Source organism: Pseudomonas sp. RL_5y_Pfl2_69 (assembly GCF_963970465.1).
In the GTDB taxonomy this organism is placed as follows: domain Bacteria; phylum Pseudomonadota; class Gammaproteobacteria; order Pseudomonadales; family Pseudomonadaceae; genus Aquipseudomonas.
The window spans coordinates 50750-73854 of record NZ_CAXAOU010000015.1; the positions used below are offsets into that span (position 1 = coordinate 50750).

The following is a 23105-nucleotide window of genomic DNA, read 5'->3' on the forward strand; positions in this document are numbered from 1 at the left end:
TACCCATGAGCTCCTTTTTAAAAAACACTACAAAGCTTTTAGGTGGGAATATATTTGCTCAGTTAATCGGCATTATAGCAATACCCATAATTACTAGACTTTATAGCACAGAACAATTTGGATCATTTGCTATCACCCTGTCTATTGCAACAATAATATCTTCAGTTTCAACATTGGGATTCCATCTAGCCATATTAATACCAAAAGAAAAATCTCAAGCTAAAGCACTAGCAAAAATATCACTAATTTCTCTATTCCTAACTTCATTGCCGATTAGCTTATTCGCCTCTTTGTTCCCCTCTCAAATAGCAGTCTTTTTTGGCGAAGGCATAGATCAGCAAACAGTCCATATCATTTCGATAATGGTAGTGTCACAAGGTCTGTATTCAATCGTTTCATATTGGTGTATACGCGAAAAAAAATTCGGCTTAGTTGCAACATCTAAAATATTTGAAAGCATTTCAGATCGAGGCCTTGCGATAGGTTCAGTCGCTTTTGGTTGGGCATCAGCTCTATCACTATCTATAGCAAGAATACTCGGAGTTATCACCTCCCTCATATTCTTGTTGCTTTCTATACGCCACACAAAAAAAGAAACACACACGATTCAGCTACCCATTACTTCAGCACCTATATGCGTTACATTTAAAAACTTTAAAGAGTATGCCATATATAACACACCATCAGTATTATTAATAAACGCCATGGGACAACTTCCAACTATTATGATTGGATATTTTTACTCCCCTGTGGCCGCTGGTTTGTATGCAATCGCCAATCGCCTGGTCTCAATCCCTGTTCAAGCGCTTGGTAGTGCCTTGTCGACTACCGTAACTCAGCACTTTGCATCTCTGGTTTCAAATGATGACTTAGAAGTTGCTAAAAAAAATGCCGTCGACATGCACTCGAGACTATTCGCCTTTTTATTAATACCTTTCTCATTTATATGTGTTACAGGCGAGCATGTAGTTGAATTATTATTAGGGTCTCAGTGGTTAGTCGCAGGAAATCTAGTTCAGTGGATGTCTTACTTTGCGTTTTCAACATTGATGGCCCAAGCGTTTGGAGGGCTATTTGACGTTATGAAGCGCCAAAAAATAAGATTACAATTCCATATTGCCAATTTTTTCTTTCGCATTGGCGTGCTGGCAATATGCGGGTTCATGGATCTCCATATAGTTACAACAATTGCATATTTTGCAGTTGTATCTAATCTCATGAATTTGATAGCAGTAAGAATAGCATTTGACGGTATTGGGGCGGGAAGAGAAATCATTAACTCCATTATTCGTAATGCCCCTCCCCCCATATTTATGATTCTGTGCGCATGGTGGCTAAGCTCAACCTATAGCGACGCTGTCGCAATAGGTTTCTCATTTCTATACTGCTTAACCTGGCTATCAACCTTACTGAACATATTTTATAGAAAAGAGTGTGCTGCTTTTTTTTGCAAATTAAAGAAATGCACATAAAGCCACATACAAAAAAACTAATTGCTCACACTTAACTCTACATTTAAACCCCATAGCTAAATTGAGGCAACTATCTTATGACTAACACTCTTGCAGCGGGGGGCGTTGAAGAAGTAATAAAAGGCGGATACTGTATTGGATGCGGCGGCTGCTCTGTTAAAGACCCCGAAATAATTATCCGCGAAAACGATACAGGCTTGTATCAAGCTACAAGTGTGGAAACACCATTACTAGAAGCAAATGCTGTATGCCCTTTCTCTTCGTCAGTTGACGAAAACTTAATTGGCAATCAACTCTATGGCACATTAAACAAGCACGACTCCCGTATTGGCTACTACAACGAAATATATGCTGGTCATGTAGCCGAAGGCGAATACAGAAAAAACGGCAGTTCGGGTGGAGTTGTCACATGGGTTTTACATGAACTGATGGCACAAAATCATATCGACGCAGTTATACATGTAGGCGAAGTCAACAAAGTCGGCGAATTATTTGGTTATAGGATATCTCACTCCAAAGAAGAGATTCGATCTCATTCTAAATCAAGATATTATCCAGTTCATATCTCTGATGTCATGAAGGAAGTAAAGCTTAATAACTTGAGATATGCCTTTGTTGGAGTTCCTTGCTTTGTTAAGGCAGTTCGACTTTTAGCATTAAATGATCCTATCATTGCAGAAAGAATCAAATATTGCATTGCAATTTTTTGCGGACATCTTAAAACCAAAGCTTTTTCTGAAATGATTGGATGGCAACAAGGTGTCCCTCCAAATATGTTGGGCGGAATTGACTTTCGAGTTAAGACACCGAACCTTCCTGCTAATAGGTATAGCATTCAGGTATCAAAAACGGATGATGCCAAAACTCGAAAACTAACACCCGTGCAAGCCAACAAACTTTATGGCATGGATTGGGGCCTCGGGTATTTTAAGCCAAAAGCCTGTGATTGGTGCGACGACATCGCAGGTGAAACTGCAGATTTAGCTTGTGGTGACGCATGGTTGAAGGAGTTTGATAGTGATCCAGGCGGGAATAATATTTTAGTAGCTAGAAATGGCTTAATCTCGAAACTGCTTGAGGTCGGGGTGAGAGAAGGCAGGTTACAGTTACAAATACAAACAGTCGATAAAGTTTATGAATCTCAGGCAGGAAATTACCGTCATAGACAAGAAGGTTTGTCTGTGAGAACAAAAAAAGCTATAGAGAACAATATTTGGTATCCCAAAAAGCGATTTAATGAAAACAGCTTTGTTGTACCTAGCATCCGATCTAAAATTTATACATTACGCTCACTAATTTCCGAACGCTCTCAGTTTCATTTTTCAAAATCAAGAAACTCAAGTTCATTCTTTTCCTTTGTATTAAAAATGGCGCCCTTAGAGATAAAATATTTCTGCCTCACCAGAGGATGGCTTAGAGGAATAAAAAAAGGGCTTAACACATATACTTCATTCAAAACCCGTAAAAACATAGACTCATAAAAACACCAAGCTTAATTATTCTTTCATTATTTTTTAAAACACATATAAAACTTACAGGTGCAAAACATGTCTCCCAAGAAAATTTACTTTGCAGGGCACAATAATTTTGGTAACCGAGGATGCGAAGCTCTTATTCGCTCAATAACAAAACTAATCCGTGAAAAATCTCCACATGTTACTTTCAAAACACCATCCCGCGAAATCAGTCTCGACAGTGCTCAATGGCCTAACAGTAGTACTGAAGGAATAAGCTTTGTCGAAGCCAATACCGCTAATTCAAAAATTGTCTGGTGGGATCGATGCCGCCGCATTATTCCATTAATAGAACAGTTTAATAGACCCATTTTTAAGCTTTCAGACCAGGTAATTAAAGATATCGCAGAAAGCGACTTAATGATAATGACTGGCGGAGATAATATAACTCTAGACTATGGTCTTGGCTCATTATATGGCATCACTTCTTTTGTTGATTGCGCGAAAAAGCATGGCGTACCAGTAATTTTATGGGGAGGATCAGTAGGGCCGTTCACTAACAAGCCGCATATAGAGAAGTTCATGCGTACGCACTTGGAAGATTACTCGCACATATCCGTTAGAGAAAGTTATAGCAAAAAATATCTGTCCGACTTAGGGCTCAGCAATGTATCCCTGATAACAGATCCGGCTTTTGCTTTACAACCAGAAACCTTTGACTGTTCAAACATCATGCCCTCATCTGATAAAGGGGTCGTGGGAATAAATTTCAGCCCTCTAGTCAGAAAATTCAGAGATAACGAAGAGTCTAGAAAGACATTTGACAACGATATAATCATGTTTGTTAACTGGATCATTGAGCAAGGTTATGGTGTGGTGCTAATACCACACGTCGGACAACTAAATGGTAGTGATATTAATAGCGACTACCATTACATGAACGGCTTACTCGGTAATATGTCCATATCTAATCAGCAAGTAAAACTTGCCCCACCGAATCTCAATGCAGCCCAACTTAAGCACCTCATTTCAAAAACCAGATTCTTCATTGGAGCTAGAACACACTCCACCATCGCCGCACTTTCAAGTTGCATTCCAACAACATCAATAGCTTATAGCGTTAAGGCCTTGGGTATCAATAGAGACCTTTTTGGCAATATCGATTACATTTTAAATACTCAAGACGTCTCGCTTTCAACTTTAAAAACACACTTTACTACTCTTGTGGATAACGAATCTTCTATTAAGTCTCTACTGCAAACAAAAATCCCCAAATGGAAAAAATCAGCTGAACTCCCAGTTGACATTGTCTGCAAATACCTAGGTGCTTAATGGACATACAAGTCAGCGTTATAATTAAGGCGCTTAACGAGCAGGAAAATATAGCTCGCTGTATTGAATCCGTTATGAACGAGGTCAAAAATCTTAAATCCGAAATACTAGTCGTCGATTCTTTATCTACAGACTGTACTGTTGAAATCGCTAAAAAATATCCTGTTGAAATCATACAATTCTCTAGCGTTGATGATAGGAACTGTGGTGCAGCAGCTCAATTAGGGTATCAACAGTCCACAGGGAATTTAATTTATCTGATTGATGGCGACATGGAAATAGTGCCCGGTTTTTTGGATAAGGCAATCAAGTATCTTCAAGAGCACATTAATGTTGCTGGTGTTGGGGGATTATTGATAGATACTGATATCAGCTCTATATCTGATGTTCGCAGATCACGCGAGTATTCAAAAATCCAATCTACGCAGCTAGTAAACTCACTCGGAGGCGGAGGGTTATACCGGCGAGAGATGATCGAACAAGTCAAATATTTCTCTCACCGAGGCCTAAGGGCATGTGAAGAAGCAGAGCTTGGCGTTCGATTAATCAGTTCTGGCTGGAGCCTGGTACGTCTGGCAACCCCAGCGACATACCATACTGGTCACAAAGAGAGTAGCACCCAGTCCATAAAAAGACTTTGGGCTAATGGTCGCCTAGCAGCGCATGGCGTATTCTTGAAAAGCTCTATAGGCACTAAGTGGTGGTGGAAAACTCTTCGCCATGAGTGGTTTCTAGTAACGCCCTTCGCCGTAAATTTCTCAGTTCTGTTAACGTATGGAATTGTGTGCATGGCATATGGCTTCTCGCCATTTCTACTTGCAGGTATATTTATCGGTTTCTGGCTACCTATTTGCATATTGCTTGCAGTCAAACAAAAGAGCTTCTCCGCTGCGATGTTTTCAATTTGCACGTGGCACATTCTCGCAGCAGCCTCGATACGCGTGCTTTTTTCACCAATTAAGAGCCCATTAGAAAAAATAAATTTTAGGGTCCTAACAAATCCCGATCAAAGGAAGGAAAATGACTAACAACCTTTCAATAGCCATAAATAAACCTTTAGCCCCATTACTTAGATCTTTACAAAAACATGTGTAAAGTCCTTATCTGCGGGCCATTCCCAGAACCTATCGGCGGCATTTCTATTCACATACAACGCTTGACGCATCTTGTCAAACAAGCCGGGTTAAATCCTAAAATTTGCGATGAGTCATCAACTACTAAACCCGGCATATTTAACATAAGAAGCCTAAACTTACTAACCTATCTGAAACTAGTGTACCAAGCAGAAATCATCCACATCCACTCTTCAGTTGGAGTTTTCAGGCTTACCCACTTAATCAGCGCATTTATTTTAAGAAAAAAAATCATCGTCACCATTCACTCTTGGAGAAAAGGTTGTATTGCTAGTTGGCTTTGGTCAAAAACTCTTAACCTTTTATCTACTAAAGTCATACTAGTTAGTGAAGACATAGCAACACGTATACGATTACCAAAACTAAAACAAATTTTCTTTCCTGCATTCATTCCATCGATAGCCTCTCCAGAAGAGCTACCTGCAGGAATATTACACTTTATTAATAACGCCATTAAAAATCGTAAAAAAATTATTTCCTCGAATGCATTTAGAATAGTCAACCATAACAATCAAGAACTTTATGGGCTTGACTTATGCATTGATGCCTTCTCAGACATCGAAATTTCTAAATCAGCAGTTTTAATATTCTCCATATCAGACCCTTCAGTAAATATAGAAAAAATAGAAAATTATCAAAAAACTATAAACGACCGAAATTTAAGCAGTGTAATATACATCCAACTGGGAGCTATAAATTTTTACTCACTGCTATCAATCTCTGATATTTCCATTAGAGCCACAAATACCGATGGCGATGCACTTTCAGTTAGAGAATCCCTATTTCTCAATAAGCCATGTATCGCGTCTGATTGTACAAAAAGACCTGAAGGTGTATTGCTTTTTGAAAATAGATCTGCCACTTCTTTGGCAAAAATCATTTCAAATCAACTTAGAACGCCTGCTCCTGTTATAGAGCAAAATGATAACGCCTCTAAAATCGAAAACTTCTATTTGAACCTCTATAAAGGTATCCAATGAAACAAGTAACCCAAACCCTCCGCACAGGCGTTGTCGAAATTAATGAAGTTCCGGTACCGGCTCTTACTGACAAATTTGTCTTGGTACGTAACAGCACTTCCGTAATCAGCGCCGGCACTGAAAAAACCAAAATTGATATGGGCAAGAAAAGCCTGTTTCAAAAAGCGAAATCTCGCCCGGACCTCGTTAAACAAGTCATCGGAAAAATCCGCACTGAAGGCCTGAAGAAAACTCTCCAGACTGTCAACTCGCGACTCGACTCCCCTTCTCCACTTGGCTATAGCTGTGCAGGTACTGTGGTTGCTGCAGGTGGCCTGGTTGAAGGTATTCAGCCGGGTGATCGTGTAGCTTGCGGCGGCGCAGATTATGCAAACCATGCCGAGTTCGTGGCAGTGCCAAAGAATCTGGTCGTGAAGATTCCAAGCAATGTCTCTGATGAAGAAGCCGCATTCACCACTGTAGGCTCAATTGCTTTACAAGGTGTACGCCTTGCTGAGCCGCTGCTGGGCGAGACCTTTCTGGTTGTAGGTTTAGGCCTGCTGGGTCAGATCGCCGTTCAACTGCTCAAGGCGAACGGTTGTAACGTAATTGGTACCGATCTTGATCCTTCACTGGTCGCACGCGCAGAAGGTTACGGCGCTGTTGCCGTTGCTCCTGGTGGGGATGTAGTCGGTATTTGCCATTCGTTGACCTCCGGGCATGGCGTTGATGGCGTATTGGTCTGCGCTGGCACCTCCAGTAATGCCGTTATCGAGATGTGTGGTGCGGTCACCCGTGAAAAAGGTCGGGTCGTGGTGGTCGGTGCTGTGCGCATGGATATTCCACGCGAGGATTACTTCAAAAAAGAAATTAGCGTCGTTATTTCTCGTTCATACGGCCCTGGGCGTTATGACCCTTTCTATGAAGAAAGTGGCAATGACTACCCATATGGCTATGTTCGCTTTACCGAACAACGCAACATGGAAACTTTCCTGACTCTGGTGTCCCAGGGACGGTTGGATATCAAAGGGCTTATCACTCACCGTTTCTCAGTGGATGAAGCAGATCAGGCCTATCAGCTGATTGAAGGCAACAAGACTGAACCGTATCTGGGCATTTTGCTCCAGTACAACCCAGTTGAGCTAAAGCTTGATGAGTCGTCTCGTATCAGCGTTAAACCCGCCGTAGTCAGCTCTGACAAGGTCAAACTGTCCTTTTATGGCGCCGGAAACTACGCCACTGCCAGCCTGCTCCCGCCTTTGCAGCAGAGCAATCAGGTTGTGTTCAGTGGCTTGGTCACTGCCAGTGGCCGTTCTGCCCAGGGCGTTGCCAAACAGTTCGGCTTTAGTTTCTGTGCAGGCAGTTATGAAGAGTTGCTCCAGGGCGATACCGATGCAATTGTGGTCACTACCCGTCATGACACTCACGGTGTAGCCGTTCGCGACGCGCTGAATGCAGGCAAGCATGTTTATGTGGAAAAACCACTGGCCCTGTCTGTGGAGCAACTGGGTGAAATCCACTCGGCTTATCATCGCGCTGGCAAATGCCAAGTCATGGTTGGCTTCAATCGCCGCTTTGCACCTGCCACTCAACGTGTCATTGAGCATTTTGCCTCGGTAAAAAGCCCGCTGGTTGCCAACATCCGCATTAACGCAGGTGCCATCCCAAGCAATCATTGGATTCAAGACCCGCAGGTGGGTGGAGGCCGCATGATTGGCGAAGGCTGCCACTTTATTGATCTGGCGTCGGCTCTGGTTGGCAGCAACGTAAAAACGGTCTATGCCGTAGGCACGAGCAAAGCAGAAAAGTCAGCCATGCTGAATGACAATCTGTGCCTGTCGCTGACCTTTGATAATGGCAGCATTGCCAACATCACCTATACCGCTGATGGTTCCAAGGCGATGGCCAAGGAATATATTGAAGTGTTTGGCGGCGGTTACAGTGCCCAGATCAACGACTTTAAAGAGGTTACGCTCTTCAGTGGCGACTCAAACGCCAAGCAGCACAAGCTGGGCGTTCAGGACAAAGGCCAGAAGAACATGATCGCTGCATGGCTGGAAGGCCTTAAGTCCGGTACTCCATGCGTGGATTACGCCTGTTTGATGGCAACCAGCCTTGCTACCGTGATGGCTGTCGAGTCACTTGCGCTAGGCGTATCCCTGACTGTCGATACCGATGTTCTGACCGCCGCCGAATAATATGGATCAAGGGGCAGTAATGCCCCTGTAGCCGATATGGAAGACCTGATTTCACTAAACTCGAAGCTTCTGCACTCTATTCAAGCTGATGACTTCGCGGGCTACGACCCCTTCGACTCCCTGAATAGTACGTTGCTGCAAGCCACTCCCCTGTACCGCAATGAATGGGTGCGTTTGGCATGGCTGCAAATCGGGAAGCGCTCGCCTATAAACTTTCGCCCGCTTCTGCGAGTGCCTAAAAAGCGCAACCCTAAAGGTGTAGGCCTGTTTATTTCGGGCTTGCTGCAAGATTATCGCCGTACCGGTGCTGCTGAGTATCTACATCAGGCGCAAGAGCTGGCGGCATGGCTGTTGACACAACGTAGCGATCCGCAGCAATGGAAACACAGTTGCTGGGGGTACCATTTTGACTGGCAGGCCCGTGCATTCTATGTGCCTGCTGGCAAACCCAATATCATCACGACCTGCTATGTCGCACGCGCCCTGCACGAGTTAGGGACGCTTACAGCGGATCAGTCACTGATCGATGTTGCACTGGATGCTGCGCGTTTTATTTCAACAGAGCTGTACACCGAAACCGGAGGGCGCAGTTTTTATGCGTACATCCCCGGAGAAAAGGCTTTTGTGCATAACGCCAGCCTGTGGGGTGCTGCCTGGTGCGCAGTTGCCGGCAAACAACTGGGCGATGAAAAACTGGTAGCTCAAGCACTGCAGGTGGCTCGTCAATCGGTTCAGGAACAATCTGCTGATGGCTCCTGGGTTTATGGCGCCCTTCATCACCACCAGTTTATTGACGGATTTCATACAGGCTACAACCTCGAAGCTTTATGCCTGCTGCGTGATGCTACGGCTGACAGCGAGTTTGATCATTGTATTCGAGACGGGTACGCCTATTACGTGAAGACTTTTTTCACTGAAGATGGTACCGCTCGTTATTACAATAACAATGTCTACCCCATTGATATGCACAGCTTTGCTCAAGCCGTTTTCACTTTACTCAAAGTGGGCAGCACTGCTGAAGACTTGAAGCTGTGCGACAAAGTCGTTCAGCGCGCCATTGATTTGCTTTATCTGCCTGACAAAGGCCAGTTTGTTTACCAACAAACTCGCTGGGTAACCAACCGCATCAACTACACACGCTGGACTCAAGCCTGGGCTTATTGCTCCATGGCTTTCTACAACAGATATCGCGCTGAGATTGATCATGCAAAGAATTGAATTTTTGGGCTGCCCTATGGATGTCGCATCCATGGACGACACCGTCGAGACCATTCGTAGTGCGATTACTGCAGGGCAGTTCACCCAGCATGTGGTGGTCAATGTCGCCAAATTGGTCAATATGCGTGACGACCCCCAGCTCAAAGAGTCTGTCCACTCCTGCGACATCATCAATATTGATGGTATGGGCGTAGTACTGGGCGCTCGTTTTCTTGGGCATTCAGTGCCTGAACGGGTGGCCGGTGTAGACCTGTTCCATGAACTGTTGAAAATGAGCAAGACCAATCAATTCTCGGTATTTTTGTTGGGGGCCAAGGACGAGGTGGTGTCCCAGGCCACCAGCAATGTGCTGGCGCTCTACCCTGGCCTTAAAGTAGCGGGCTATCACCATGGCTACTTTTGGGATGATGAGGCGGCTCTGGTTGAGAAAATCCGTGCCTCCGGTGCACAGCTATTGTTCGTTGCCATTACGTCGCCCAAAAAGGAAAACTTCATTAACCGCTGGCGAGACCAGTTGGGTGTCGACTTTGTAATGGGGGTGGGCGGTACATTTGATGTGGTGGCTGGCAAGGTCAAGCGAGCCCCTAGGTGGATGCAACAATACGGTTTGGAATGGCTATACCGTGTGATTCAGGAGCCCGGCCGCATGTGGAAGCGCTACCTCACCACCAACCTTAAATTTGCCTTGCTGCTGATAAAGGAAAAGTGGAAACGTTTGTTCCGTTAGTCCAAAAAACCAACAGCGTTATAAATCGTCAGCTACCCAAGCCGCTCTGCGCGGGTATTCTTGAGCAGATATTGCAAAATAAAATGCCTGTAACGAAACCACTTGAGTGGAATGCATGTCGTATAATGTTGGAATGTTCACGGTTTGAATTGTGGATTTGTAACCGCAGCTACACACTCAAGTACTACAGCAAATACAGACTATTCATCAAAAGGATTTCCCATGACTAAATTTCTCGTTTCTGCACTGACCCTCGCCCTGAGCGCATCTGCTTTTGCTGCTGAGCCTGTTGAAGCCCCAACTGCTGAAGCAGCACCGGCTGAAGCTACATCTGCTGCTGGTGCAACGACTGGCACTTCGCTGGCCGAGACAACCGGCGTATTGGGTGGTGTTAGCACAACAACCGCAGTTGGCTTAGGTGTTGCTGCTGCTGCTGGCGTTGCTGCTGCAGCATCGGGTGGTGGCGGCGGTGGTGGTGGTAATGGCGGTACCACAGGTACAACTGGCACTACAGGCACAACTGGCACTACCGGTACTCGTTAAGTACCTGCCCGACTGCTGGTACCAAACCACCTGGAGCACTCCAGGCATTTGATTTTGATGTGTTTCCTTTACAAGTGTCCTCAATGATGATTCGTAGTTTGTCGCTCGCGGTACTTGCAGGGCTCGCCCTGCAAGGTTGTATGTTTGCGCCCGGTCAGTACCTGGATACCAGTGAGATCGGAACCGAAGACTCACCAGAAAGCAGTCGGGTCGAGCTGATCCCTATCACCCCCAAGCTGATTGCGCAAAACGCGGCGACACACGTCTCAAGCTCGGTGCCAGCAGCTTTGCTGGCATTCAAGCCTGCTGCCTACAGAATCGGCGCCAATGATGTTTTGTACATCACCGTTTGGGATCATCCAGAGTTGACGGCGCCTTCCGGCCCGCAACAACAGATTGATGCCAACGGCCGTTTGGTGCGCCCGGACGGCACGATCTTTTACCCATACATTGGCAACGTCGATGCAGCGGGAAAAACCATTGAAGAGCTGCGATCGACCATTGCTGAGCGTCTTAAGCAATACGTCGACAGCCCCCAGGTTGATTTGAGCGTTTTACGTTTCGCCAGCCAAAAGGCCATTCTTGCCGGTGCTGTATTGAAAGCTGGGCCAATGCCGATCACTACGTCTCCATTAAGCGTGGTCGAGGCTCTTGGGGCGGCCGGTATTGAGCCAGCAAATGCCGACCTATCCGGACTGACACTCACACGCAATGGCCAAGAGTACGTTCTGGATTTTGATAGTCTCAATAGCAGCGGTTCACAGTTGCATGACGTTTTTTTGAAAGACGGCGACCAACTGTTCCTACCTTACAATGACCGTAAAAAGATTTATGTCATGGGCGAGGTATTGGTTCCGCAAGCTATCAAGTTCAAAACAAAGCACATGAACCTGGCTGATGTTGTGGGCTCGGTTGGGGGCTTGAATCAAACCACTTCTAACGGCAATGCACTTTATGTCATTCGCGGTGCAGAGAACCTTGAGACGCAACCGGCCAAGGTTTTTCAACTTGATGCCGAGTCACCGGTAGCCTTCGCAATCGCCAGCCATTTTGAGCTTAAACCTCAGGATATCGTGTACGTGGGCCCTGCCCAAGTCACTCGCTGGAACCGCCTGATCAGCCAATTGCTGCCATCGGCCACCATTCTGGGTACTGGCGCTGCTGCAGGCAATAACCTCAGTGAAGCCAACAGCCGATAAGGTTTGAGCCGTTTTGAAAACTCTTCGTAACCGCTCATGCTTGGTCGCGTGCCTGCTGCTGTGTGGCTGCAGCCCGCTGATGAAAGGCTCCATCGATACCTTCAAGGCTGCCGTCCAAAACGCCGAGCCGCTGCAACTGACAGCGGCAGACGTTGCGGCTGTGCCGTATGCGCAAATACTGGTCACGACCCCTTCCAGCGAAGGGGTTATGGCCAAGCTGCGTCAACAGGGTGATCTGCAGTTCTGGGTTGCATCAGGCAAGCAGGTGCTGTTGATACGCGACGGTCTGGTCGTACGTTCGGTCGGGCTTGAGCCCAGCCTGGATGGCACCCGTTTTGACGGTGATTCACCTTTCAAGCGTGGCTTGCAGCACGTCGTCGATGGTGACACCAGTACGCGCTGGATCGACATCTATAAAGGTGAGCAGGTAGGGTTGGCTGTCAACAGTCGTTTCCGCCGCAAAGGCCTGGAAACCGTGACCATTCTCAACCAGCCCCATGTGCTGCAGCGCATTGATGAGAAATTCGAGATCCCGGCACTGGGTTTTAGCGCAACCAATCACTTCTGGATCAGGCCTGGCGATGGCCAGGTGATACAAAGCGAACAATACCTGACACCGGAGCTTGCGTTGACGATTGTGCATCTGCGTCCAGACTGGGAGGCAACCCGGTGAGCCACTTGAAGAAACTGAGTGCTTGTCTGTTGCTGAGCCTTTCTATATTGAGTGCGACCACCGAGAGCCAGGCGGCCATAACGGTGAGTGGTGATGTTCTCAAGCCAGGAACCCTGGGTTTTACACCCGGGATTCGCCTGCTGGATGCCATTAACCAGGCCCAACCTGACCCTGAAAGCTATTGGATAGCTGCCGCATGGCTGCACACACCTCTGGTTGAGCAGCAGATCCGGCTCAAGGTCGGAGTGTTGTTTGACCTTAAAATGCTGCAGCGTGGCGCGTTGCTGAACAACAATGAAGCCCTCGCTGCACTGGCCGCACGCTTGTTTGATCAGATTAGTCGCCTGCCGGTGACGGGGCGCAAGGTGGCGGTACTTGACCCCGTTGCGCTGGAAGTAGGCTTTGCACGCAACTATGCGCTTAGCGATGGCGACAAACTGATTTATCCGATGCGGACCGATACCGTTACGGTACTGGGGGCGGTGCAACAACCTTGCACCCTGCCTTACCACGCCCAGCAAGAGGCGCGCGATTACCTCGACAATTGCCAGCGCCTGCCCGAAGCCGAGGCGGATTTTTTGTGGCTAATTAACCCTGATGGCCGTTACCAGCGCGTGGCAATCGCTGCCTGGAATCGCCAGGACGGAGTACATGCGGTAGCTGGCAGCACTATTTTGGTGCCCGTACGCAATGACAATGCCGATTTGCCCACACCCGATTTGAATGAGCAGCTGGCCCAGTTTCTAGCCACTCAACCGCTGGCCGAGGTTGCCCCTTGAAGTTACGTTTTGCTGCTGTCGTATTACTGCCTTGCAGCCTGGTACAAGCCGAGCCGCGCTATACCCAAAATGATTTTGGTGGCGTTGGCTTGCTGCAGACTCCGACGGCACGTATGGCCCCTGCGGGCGAATTGAGTCTCAACGCCAACCGCACTGATCCATACTCGCGCTACAGCCTTTCTTTGCAGCCTCTTGACTGGCTTGAGGGCACGTTTCGCTATACCTCCATTAGCGATATAAAATACGGGCCCGAGTCATTTAGCGGTAGTCAAAGCTATAAGGACAAAGCCGTTGATGTTAAAGCCCGACTATGGCAAGAAAGCCATTGGATACCTGAAATTGCTCTGGGCTTTAGGGACGTCGGCGGTACAGGCCTGTTTTCCAGCGAATACTTTGTCGCCAACAAACGTTATAAAAATTTGGACTTTAGCCTTGGGATTGCCTGGGGCTACATCGGCAATCGTGGCGACTTCGATAATCCACTCGGTTACATCGATGATCGTTTTGACTCCCGCCCCGCAAAGACGGGAGCAGGAGACGTCAATACCAGTTCATACTTCCGAGGACCGACGTCGTTATTTGGTGGGGTTTCTTATCAAACACCGTGGTCCCCTCTTAGCTTGAAACTTGAGTACGACGGCAACGATTACAAGAGTGAGTATCAAAGCAATACAGACCGAAATATGCTGCCTCAAGACTCGCCAATCAACATCGGTGCCGTCTACAAGCTTAACGAAAATATTGATCTAACCGCAGGTTGGGAGCGCGGCAACACTGCGTTGTTCGGCATTACTCTGCATACCAACTTTGTCAGCCGCAAGGCACCGGCCAAAACCTACGATCCGCCTGCCCAACCATTGCCAACCAATACGCCAACTGTAGGGCTGGACCAGGTGGAGTGGGCCGAGGTGTCGAAAAAACTGGAAAGCAATGCCGGCTATAAAGTCGAGCGTATCGCCCAGCGAGATTCCGAGCTTTTGGTCTATGGCGAACAATCCAAATACTTCTACTCTGCCAAGGGCGTGGGTCGGGCTAGCCGGATTTTGGACAATAACGCCAATGACGAGATCCAGTGGTTTACCCTGGTGAACAAGCGTTATGACATGCCGGTGGAAGAAACGAGCGTGCCCCGCTCAACCTTCCGCAATGTGATCAACAACGATCAAGATCTCGTGGATCTGCACCGCACAACAGAGGTCAATCGCGCTACGGCCCATGTTGAAAAAACCTTGTATGAGCAAAAGCCAGACCCATTCACCTATGGTTTTGGCTTGGGCTACCAGCAAAACCTGGGCGGTCCCGACGGATTCTTGCTTTACCAGATAAGCGCTTACGCTGAAGGCCAGTACCGCTTCACACCTAGAACTTGGGCGAGCGGTGGTATCAGCGCCAACCTGCTTAACAACTACGACAAGTTCAAATATGACGCTCCAAGCAACCTGCCACGGGTGCGTACTGATTTGCGCCAGTATGTCACTACATCTGAAGTGACCATGCCAGCCTTGCAACTTAACCATGCCAAGCGCCTGGATCAGGACCTGTTTGGCATGGTCTACGGCGGCTATCTAGAACCCATGTATGCGGGTGTGGGTGGCGAGGTGCTGTATCGCCCCATGGGTGAGCGCTGGTCCATCGGTGCAGATTTAAACTATGTGCGACAACGAGCCTTTGACCAGGGCTTTGGTTTGCGCGACTACAGAACCGTGACCGGTCATGTTACCTCCTACACCAAACTACCTTTCGATCTGGATGCCGCAGTCAGTGTGGGGCGCTATCTTGCACGCGACTGGGGTACAACCATCGATATTTCACGCGAGTTTACCAATGGCGTGAAATTCGGTGGCTGGGTGACTCGTACCACTGCCTCATCAGAAGAATATGGCGAAGGTAGCTTCGACAAAGGGATTTACATCTCGATTCCGTTCGACGAGATGATGAGCGTCTCGACCATGAACCGCGCCAATATTGCATGGGCTCCGCTGACACGAGACGGTGGCGCAATGCTTCATCGCCAGTACTCGCTGCATACGATGACCGACGGCCGCAACCGCGATGCGTTTTATGAGAACTTTGAGAAGATCACCGAGTGAGTCGATTGATTCAACGCCTGGTTGACCTGCCCTTCTGGCTGCGCGCACTGCCTTTTTTAGCAGTGTGCGCCGGCCTGCTGTTCGCAGGGTTACGCTCCCAGCCTATTGCGCAGCATTTTACCCAGGAAGACAAACTGCATCATTTTGTCGGTTTTTTCGCCCTGACATTGAGCTGCAGCCTGGCGTTTATGAACGTGAAACTGCGCTGGATAGCCTTCGGTTGCGTGCTGACGGGCGTGCTGATCGAACTCGCTCAAGAACTTGAGCCCCTGCGTAGCGCATCGGTCTACGATGCGCTTTCCAACTCGCTTGGGGTGGCCGCAGGGCTATTACTGACTTGGTATTGCACCCGCAAAGGCAAGTAAACATTGAAAACAGCTCGGCGACATGATAGCCAGCAGTTTAAAAGCCATCATTTAAAGCTTGTATTGCCCGTATCAACATAAAAATCGATCCTCGATACCATCTCCTGGGGAATTACCAGCAAAAACAACACCTCGCGCGACAAATGTTACAAAATGTCGATTTTCGTGTAGGCTTCTATGGCAAAATCCTACAGCCTCTTGGTATTCGGGTTAGGTGATATGCTTTTCGCAGGATGCAAAACCGACATTCAGACCCCAAATGCGCTTCATTTTGTTCAAAGCAAAGCGTTGGTCGACAATATCAATCAACTTATCACCGCCGATGTGAGCCATATCCACGCCTTCGATATCATCGCGAACCTGAGCTGGGACTTTAGCTTGGTCAAAGCTGTTTTTATTGAGGTTGATATCCCGGATAACATGAACGACAGCCTGGAGTTGGTAAAACATATCCGCCAAACTAATCAGGCTGCGTGCATTTTCATATTGGTTACACATAATAAATCATTTACCAGTATTAATTATTACCTCGCAGGGGCTGATCACTGTATTAAGTTACCGGCCGACCCGCAGGAAAAACTGACACTCCTGTCGCGCACTATCGAAGAATCGCACTGGAAGGCATCGGCCCAGCTCACGCTTGACCGTACACGGCTGTTGCTGTGCAGCCCCACGGGCAAACTTGAAATCTCGTATACCGAAATGATAATTATCGACGCCCTGATACAGGCACCACAGCATGTACTGAGCCAAGACAGCATTGCTAAAACCCTGGACCCCAATATCGTTTTTTATGATCCTCGAGCGCTGGAAAAAACCATTAGCCGCTTGAGAACCAAGATTAAGAAAGCTTATAAACTTGAATTGATATTCAGTGTTCGCGCGTTCGGTTATCGGCTTCGCCGGGGCACAATCACAGGATAACTATTGTTGCAACCTGTCGCTTCATGCGCTGCTCAGCAGACAGCTGTAGTTCGCCAATTGGCATCAGACGAATATCGACGAATGGAGACGTTGAAGCATGAAGGTAACACTTAGATTTTCGCGAAACATAAATGCTGTCAATGACCATTACAGCAAGACAAGACTTCGATCTGCAGCTATTGAATTCAATGATACGTGTTGGCACACCCCCCATATCCTCACTCCGGGGAGCTGGTCAAACGCACAGCCCGGCGCACCCAGCCAATACAAGTACGCCACCGACCTCTGCAGTTTGATGATGACAAAGAAGCCTCATCTATTGAAAAAGCATCCCACCCCTACCGGAATCAGTGCCATTCCCACCCTTAAAGCTACCGCCAGCCCAGCAACCCGCTCAGCATCGGTGCAATACTCGAACAGCCCTGAAGTCTGGCTGTTCTGTTCGGCATCACACTATTTGTGCAACAACTCGACTTGCATACAACTTACAGCCATTGAGTCACTGCTCGTTCAGACGCTGTCTCGCAGCGATGAGCGCATATGCAGCAAACAAGAACTTATTCTCGGTATCAATAAAAACGCTCACAGCTATTGCGGCCTGGAAATGTGCCTGAGTCGGTTCCAGAGCAAATTCAAAGGCGCATTTGGCGAGCGTCTTTTTCGCTCGGTGCGCAATCGCGGTTATTGCCTGGTGCAAGATGTACAAATTATTGACTGATAGGCCATCGCACTCTGAAGGCGACCGCGCATAATCAAATAGCCATCATCGAAGTGCTCAATATTCTTTAATCCCACTGAATTCCACCCTTGGGAGCATTGTTATAAAACGTCGAACCCTTGTGACAGATAACCTTTATCATTAGGGTTTCGTGCGCCTTTACAGTGATTGCGCTGCACGACGCCTGCACATGGAAGATAGTGCTGCGACTCAAGCCCGTCAGCAGCTCCCATCATAGTCAAGTACTTATCACAAGGCTGCTACTTTGATACATACACGTCTAGATCGTAAAACCGTGGCCAGAGGGCTTACTTTTTGGGGTCAGTGGTCGATTGCCATGACCTTTGTAATCGCATTGTTATTCGCAATGGTCTATACCAAGTTTGGCGCCATCGATTTCCATTATCGCATGCTGGCCATTCTAACCTTACTTGTCTCCGTACCCGCTTATTCAATCACTCACGTTTATTATAAAAGACACAAGGCCTTCAATGGTTCTATCCGTTTGTTTTTTGGATGGATGCTGACACTGGCCTGCTTGAGTACCATTGGGTTCATTACAAAATCCGGTGAACTTTTTTCCCGCGAAACCCTTATCAGCTGGGGGTTGCTGGGTTACCTGATCCAGGTCCCGCCCTATTTGATACTGCACCGCCTCTCCAAGTTTTATCATCAACGCAACAACCACCACTACAACAGCCTTATTATCGGTTCCGATGGTGTTGCCCTAAAACTGGCCGACAGTTTTATTCAACAAAATCATTTCCCACTGATTGGCGTAGTTAGCGCATCACCCTTTGAAGACTCGACCAACTCTCCGCTGATTGTTGGCGAACTGGCGCAGTTGCGCTCACTGATTGCCGAGCACAATATACGCAGGCTTTACATCTCCTTGTCCCTGCAAGAAGCCCAGCGAATTGAAGCGCTCTACATCGACCTGCTTGACTTGAATGTCGATGTTGTCTGGGTGCCGGACCTGGACAGCATGATGCTGTTGAACCACTCCGTGAGTGAAATTGGTGGCCGCCCGGCCATCCACCTGAATGAAAGCCCACTGACAAGTTATCCAACTGCTGCCATAAGCAAGGCACTCATGGAACGCTCGCTGTCCCTGGCAGCCATTATTTGCCTGAGCCCCTTACTGGCTGCGATCGCACTGGCAGTAAAGCTTTCTTCACCCGGTCCGATTCTGTTCAAACAGCATCGCCATGGCTGGAACGGCAAGGTCATCAAAGTATGGAAGTTTCGCTCCATGCAAGTTCATGACGACAAGCACGTCAAACAAGCCAGCCGCAATGACTCACGGGTAACTGCAGTAGGCCGCTTTATTCGCCGCACTTCGCTGGATGAACTGCCACAACTGTTCAACGTGCTACATGGCGATATGGCACTTGTCGGCCCACGCCCTCACGCAGTGGCTCACAACGACTATTACACCGGAAAAATTCACGCCTATATGGCACGCCACCGTATCAAGCCCGGTATTACTGGCCTGGCACAGATCAGCGGTTGTCGCGGTGAGACCGACACGATTGAGAAGATGCAGAAGCGGGTTGAGATCGACCTCGACTACATCAACAACTGGTCGCTATGGCTCGATATCAAAATCATGATCAAGACCCCGCTTACCTTGATCTCAAAAGATATCTACTAACACTAAAACCCCCTCCCCGGTGATGTCAGTTAGTTAAGGGTAACTGTGGGAGCGGGCTTGCTCGCGATGCAAGCGACACGGTCAGACAGTCAAACCGCGTTGCTCCATCGCGAGCAAGCCCGCTCCCACAAGAGCTAACTTCACACACTAAACAACCTGCATCACCCCCTCCGGTTTTTCTTTTTAGACTTATAAGTCCCCGCCTCTTCCTCCCTCCGACATACTAAATTCAAACTTCCGCAAACTCAGCATTCATCACCCAACAATCAGCAACCTCCGTATCCCCATACAAATATTTCTGCCACCCCTATCCGCAGCCATTTTATTGGCGTCAATATATATCCAACTTAGCACCCACCATCCTTACACCAAAACAACCTGAAATCCTCGACAGAAAATCTATATGGCCATATGATATCATCCGATAAATTTGCCATCACTCGAACAGGATGTTTTGTGTGCCTAAGTTCTTCAATACGGACTGTTTGATATCCGGCCTTAAACCCATCGACTTTCACAGTGACGAGTTCAGTGCGCGCATTAATGGATGCACAGTCAAGCGCCTGGCAATGTCCAATGAGATTTATCACCACCTGACCGGTGCCAACAACACTACAAAAAGTCGAGTCTGGTATTACGATCCTGGCTTCAATAAAGCGCTCACCATTGCGGCCGTACAGCCTGCAGGCACTGGGCACAAAGTGCTGCGCAATCGCTCAATCAGCAGCCCAATCAAATTGATTGCCAGGACTCTGCTGGCCGGTCTGCTGGCCTGGTTTGCCACATGGGTGTTGATGGCGATTCCAGTGCTGTCCTGGTACGGCGCCAATGCGCAAAAAGGCGTACCGCTGCTGGAAACCCTCAGCATTCAAATTGGGGTTGCTGTCGCGGTCTTGTGCTTCAGTTATTTGCTATGGGTCAGGGTCAAAATAAACCAGCTTGAGAAATGGCAATCCGGGGATATATCGCTTTATACCCAGGCGATACCCCCAGAACCGGAGCCAACTCCGCCGACAAAGCCGACAGCTGTCAGAGAGGCAGCACGCGAATTTGTCGAGTGATCAGTGCCAGGTTTTAACGTCTGCTGTTATTTCGTCAGCCGACACCCTTCCAATACGTCCGGGTGCCGAGTTCAGTTAAAACAGTTCATTGGGGACAATGGATGGTAATTCTCTCGTTCCAGATTTTAATTATTTTCACTATTTACCTCGCGAGTATCTTCGGCAAAAAGTCATTGGTTATTGTCTGTGCAGCATGGACTGTATTTACACTCGCGAATGCGTTTATGCCCGGTTTGATCCTGCTCCAGCTGATTACCATCTGGGCATGCTATTGGTTTCTTAAACGGAAAAAAAACACCGCTGTTGAGCCTCACCCCATCGCACCGACCGGTGAAAAGCCCTCAGCCTCCAATTCATCGCCTCAACCCCCTACTTTGGCTTTAAAGCCTGCAGTACTGACGCCCGCTGAAAGCGCGCCTGCGGGTGGCGCTTTTCTTCGTTCCCTCGATTCGCTAAACACTGCCATTACGTCCTTCAGCGACTCGGTATCCTTGAGTCTTGACGTCCAAAAGGCTACTGCCTCACTGGAAGCAGTCATTTTCACGGAGAAGCTCTGGACTGAAAAAGCGTTGGAGCGCGCGCAAAGCGCCTTGAAACTGGACGCCTGGCGCCAGGAACATGGCGAGAAAGCCTGGGCGCACTACCAGCAAGCCCATGCCCAGTTCACAAAGGCGCTTGAATCCAGCACAACAGTCGCCGTGACAGCGCTTTCACCTGTGTGGGCGATTCCGGATTTTTCCTGCGTACTCGTCGCTGGCGATCCCCCTCTGGCGACCGCCTTAGGAGCAAAAAAACGCCAGCTCCAACACGAACGTGACACGTTTTTCAGCGATATCGTTCAGCAGGTCTGGTCGAACGTCCCCCTTCGCACTGCACTGCGTGATGAGCTGTACAAGCTGGGGGGGCATGACACCTGGGACTGCATTTCCCGCAAAGCTGCGCAGGGCAACAAACCGTTGGCGCGGCTTACGTTCGGGGCCGTGCTGGGCAAGATTCAGGCATCAAGTGCTGGCCTCCAGGAGCCGGAGACACAGAATCGCGGGCTCACCGCATACATTCCCGGATTCCTGCGCAAGCAAGAGCTGGAGACACGGGTGCGCGCCCTTGAACTGCCCTATCTGATTCATTTCACACGCGTCGAGAATTTGCCTTCGATCATGCAGCATGGTCTGTGCCCCATCACCACCCTCACCGACCGGAACATCGACTTCAGGTTTAACGACCCTCTGCGCCTCGACGGACACCCAAACGCCACTAGCCTGTCTATCGGCCATCCCAACGACAAGATGTTCGCCAGTTATCGCTGGAAGAGCCCCGAGCAAGGCTGGGCCGTACTGGTGATTGATCGCTGCGTTTTATGGTCACTGGATACGGCGTTCTGTAATCACAATGCGGCAGATAACCGTATTCGCCAACAGCCACTGGCAGACCTGAAGACGGTCGCGGCTTTCGACAACCTGTTCAGCCCCCAGAGCAACTTGCCTTCTCGAGAAGAAAACAGACTTCTGCCATGGGACCCCTCCGATGTTCAAGCCGAAGTCTTAGTGTTCGACACATTACTGCCGACGCTTATCAACAGTGTGATTTTCAGTGACCCGAGCAGCCTGCAAAAGTATAAAGGCTGCGTAGCAGACAAGCCTGTGCACATACACACTGAAAGCCGTGGTTTTCTCGGCGCACGAACTTACGCGCGCAAATCCGGATGGACTTATTGATGGCCAGCAGACCCGTTTTTATCCCTGCCCCTGACGGGCAAGCGCTCGTGAGCACTCAGATCGTAGACTTCCAGTGGTTTGCAGGTCTCTCCGTGTCTCAGAAACAAAAATCCATCACCTCACTTCACCAGGCGGCACATGCATTGCCAGGCATCGGTAAAGTGCTGGAGGTCTCCACAAAATCCCCTGAGCGTCTCGGCGCTGCACTCAGCGCTTTTAATCTTGCCTTTGATAGCTCGATGCTCGGTCACCCTTTGAGTGTCGAATGCGCCTTCCAGGGCAGCAAAGTATTCGAACAAGGCGGCCCTTTTACCGACATTTATGCAGTGACCTCCAGTGAGGCAAAGCGTGACGAACGGCTACGCCTGTCAGGAAGGCTCACAGGCTTTGACTTCGCGAACGTTCAATGGCCACTGGAGCCGCAGACTGCTTTTTACGACTGGCTGTACATCAGCGCCCTAAAATATCGAAGAGATCTGGCGGATCAACTGTCCGAATACTCTGCATTCACTGACATTGAGTTCAGCCCGCAAAAATCCATTAATTGCCAGGCCTACTCGGTTGCGCTTTTCGTGTCCCTGCAAAAAAGAAATTGCCTTGAACAGGCCACCGCATCACCCGCGGCATTTCTAAGTTACCTGGCGTCCAGGCCTGTTGTGAATGCACGCCAGGATGACGTGTCACAAGGTCAGCTGTTCTGAGTGTGCCCGGGACTTCCGTGCGCACGGCTGCGGTCGAGCTATTCAAGGCCGCGAACCAGCAATCCGGAAATCCAGGCTCCCTGCAGGCTTTGGGGGCCTGAGAATCGCCCATCAACAGTGCGCCCCCTGATGATTTAACGTTTGGTTACGTTGACGCGTATCGAAGCTGCTTGAGGTGTGATGAACTCTA

General features: G+C 48.5%; 20 protein-coding genes. All 20 read left to right on the forward strand.

The window, feature by feature from the left end:
- Positions 1–5 precede the first annotated feature (5 nt).
- The 20 genes from AACY07_RS21590 (at position 6) to AACY07_RS21685 (ending at position 22915) form a co-directional block, all read left to right on the forward strand.
- Entirely contained in the window at positions 6–1472 is a 1467-nt protein-coding gene (locus tag AACY07_RS21590) for a lipopolysaccharide biosynthesis protein (protein WP_339477454.1), read from the forward strand.
- A 77-nt stretch (positions 1473–1549) separates the two neighbouring features.
- The gene (locus AACY07_RS21595; RefSeq protein ID WP_339477457.1) at positions 1550–2953 is read left to right on the forward strand and encodes a Coenzyme F420 hydrogenase/dehydrogenase, beta subunit C-terminal domain; all 1404 of its coding nucleotides are present in this window, start codon (positions 1550–1552) and stop codon (positions 2951–2953) included.
- A 66-nt stretch (positions 2954–3019) separates the two neighbouring features.
- Positions 3020–4258, forward strand: a complete 1239-nt coding sequence (locus AACY07_RS21600) for a polysaccharide pyruvyl transferase family protein (protein WP_339477459.1) — start codon at positions 3020–3022, stop codon at positions 4256–4258.
- Positions 4258–5286, forward strand: coding sequence for a glycosyltransferase family 2 protein (locus AACY07_RS21605; protein WP_339477461.1), 1029 nt, complete (start codon positions 4258–4260; stop codon positions 5284–5286). Before AACY07_RS21600 ends, AACY07_RS21605 begins: the two co-directional genes overlap by 1 nt.
- 59 nt (positions 5287–5345) lie before the next feature.
- The gene (locus AACY07_RS21610; protein WP_339477463.1) at positions 5346–6371 is read left to right on the forward strand and encodes a hypothetical protein; all 1026 of its coding nucleotides are present in this window, start codon (positions 5346–5348) and stop codon (positions 6369–6371) included.
- Positions 6368–8548, forward strand: coding sequence for a bi-domain-containing oxidoreductase (locus AACY07_RS21615; protein WP_339477466.1), 2181 nt, complete (start codon positions 6368–6370; stop codon positions 8546–8548). The genes AACY07_RS21610 and AACY07_RS21615 overlap by 4 nt, the downstream gene beginning before the upstream one ends.
- A gap of 36 nt (positions 8549–8584) precedes the next feature.
- Positions 8585–9766, forward strand: a complete 1182-nt coding sequence (locus tag AACY07_RS21620) for a hypothetical protein (protein WP_339477469.1) — start codon at positions 8585–8587, stop codon at positions 9764–9766.
- A 31-nt stretch (positions 9767–9797) separates the two neighbouring features.
- The gene (locus tag AACY07_RS21625; RefSeq protein WP_339477471.1) at positions 9798–10493 is read left to right on the forward strand and encodes a WecB/TagA/CpsF family glycosyltransferase; all 696 of its coding nucleotides are present in this window, start codon (positions 9798–9800) and stop codon (positions 10491–10493) included.
- 222 nt (positions 10494–10715) lie between these two features.
- Entirely contained in the window at positions 10716–11036 is a 321-nt protein-coding gene (locus tag AACY07_RS21630; RefSeq protein WP_339477473.1) for a hypothetical protein, read from the forward strand.
- A gap of 86 nt (positions 11037–11122) precedes the next feature.
- Positions 11123–12235, forward strand: a complete 1113-nt coding sequence (locus tag AACY07_RS21635) for a polysaccharide biosynthesis/export family protein (protein WP_339477663.1) — start codon at positions 11123–11125, stop codon at positions 12233–12235.
- Between the two features lie 13 nt (positions 12236–12248).
- Positions 12249–12908, forward strand: coding sequence for a YjbF family lipoprotein (locus AACY07_RS21640; RefSeq protein ID WP_339477475.1), 660 nt, complete (start codon positions 12249–12251; stop codon positions 12906–12908).
- Positions 12905–13687, forward strand: a complete 783-nt coding sequence (locus tag AACY07_RS21645; protein ID WP_445261395.1) for a capsule biosynthesis GfcC family protein — start codon at positions 12905–12907, stop codon at positions 13685–13687. Before AACY07_RS21640 ends, AACY07_RS21645 begins: the two co-directional genes overlap by 4 nt.
- Entirely contained in the window at positions 13684–15777 is a 2094-nt protein-coding gene (locus AACY07_RS21650; RefSeq protein WP_339477477.1) for a YjbH domain-containing protein, read from the forward strand. The genes AACY07_RS21645 and AACY07_RS21650 overlap by 4 nt, the downstream gene beginning before the upstream one ends.
- Positions 15774–16142 (forward strand): VanZ family protein, encoded by a 369-nt coding sequence (locus tag AACY07_RS21655; protein ID WP_339477479.1) that lies wholly within the window; start codon positions 15774–15776, stop codon positions 16140–16142. The genes AACY07_RS21650 and AACY07_RS21655 overlap by 4 nt, the downstream gene beginning before the upstream one ends.
- A 177-nt stretch (positions 16143–16319) precedes the next feature.
- The gene (locus AACY07_RS21660; protein ID WP_339477481.1) at positions 16320–17066 is read left to right on the forward strand and encodes a winged helix-turn-helix domain-containing protein; all 747 of its coding nucleotides are present in this window, start codon (positions 16320–16322) and stop codon (positions 17064–17066) included.
- A 97-nt stretch (positions 17067–17163) separates the two neighbouring features.
- The gene (locus AACY07_RS21665; RefSeq protein WP_339477483.1) at positions 17164–17784 is read left to right on the forward strand and encodes a helix-turn-helix domain-containing protein; all 621 of its coding nucleotides are present in this window, start codon (positions 17164–17166) and stop codon (positions 17782–17784) included.
- A gap of 337 nt (positions 17785–18121) precedes the next feature.
- The gene (locus AACY07_RS21670; RefSeq protein WP_254925343.1) at positions 18122–19438 is read left to right on the forward strand and encodes an undecaprenyl-phosphate glucose phosphotransferase; all 1317 of its coding nucleotides are present in this window, start codon (positions 18122–18124) and stop codon (positions 19436–19438) included.
- Positions 19439–19896: 458 nt separating this feature from the next.
- The gene (locus AACY07_RS21675) at positions 19897–20499 is read left to right on the forward strand and encodes a hypothetical protein (protein WP_339477487.1); all 603 of its coding nucleotides are present in this window, start codon (positions 19897–19899) and stop codon (positions 20497–20499) included.
- A 101-nt stretch (positions 20500–20600) separates the two neighbouring features.
- The gene (locus AACY07_RS21680; RefSeq protein WP_339477489.1) at positions 20601–22214 is read left to right on the forward strand and encodes a DarT ssDNA thymidine ADP-ribosyltransferase family protein; all 1614 of its coding nucleotides are present in this window, start codon (positions 20601–20603) and stop codon (positions 22212–22214) included.
- Positions 22214–22915, forward strand: a complete 702-nt coding sequence (locus AACY07_RS21685) for a DarT1-associated NADAR antitoxin family protein (RefSeq protein WP_339477492.1) — start codon at positions 22214–22216, stop codon at positions 22913–22915. The genes AACY07_RS21680 and AACY07_RS21685 overlap by 1 nt, the downstream gene beginning before the upstream one ends.
- Positions 22916–23105: the final 190 nt, after the last annotated feature.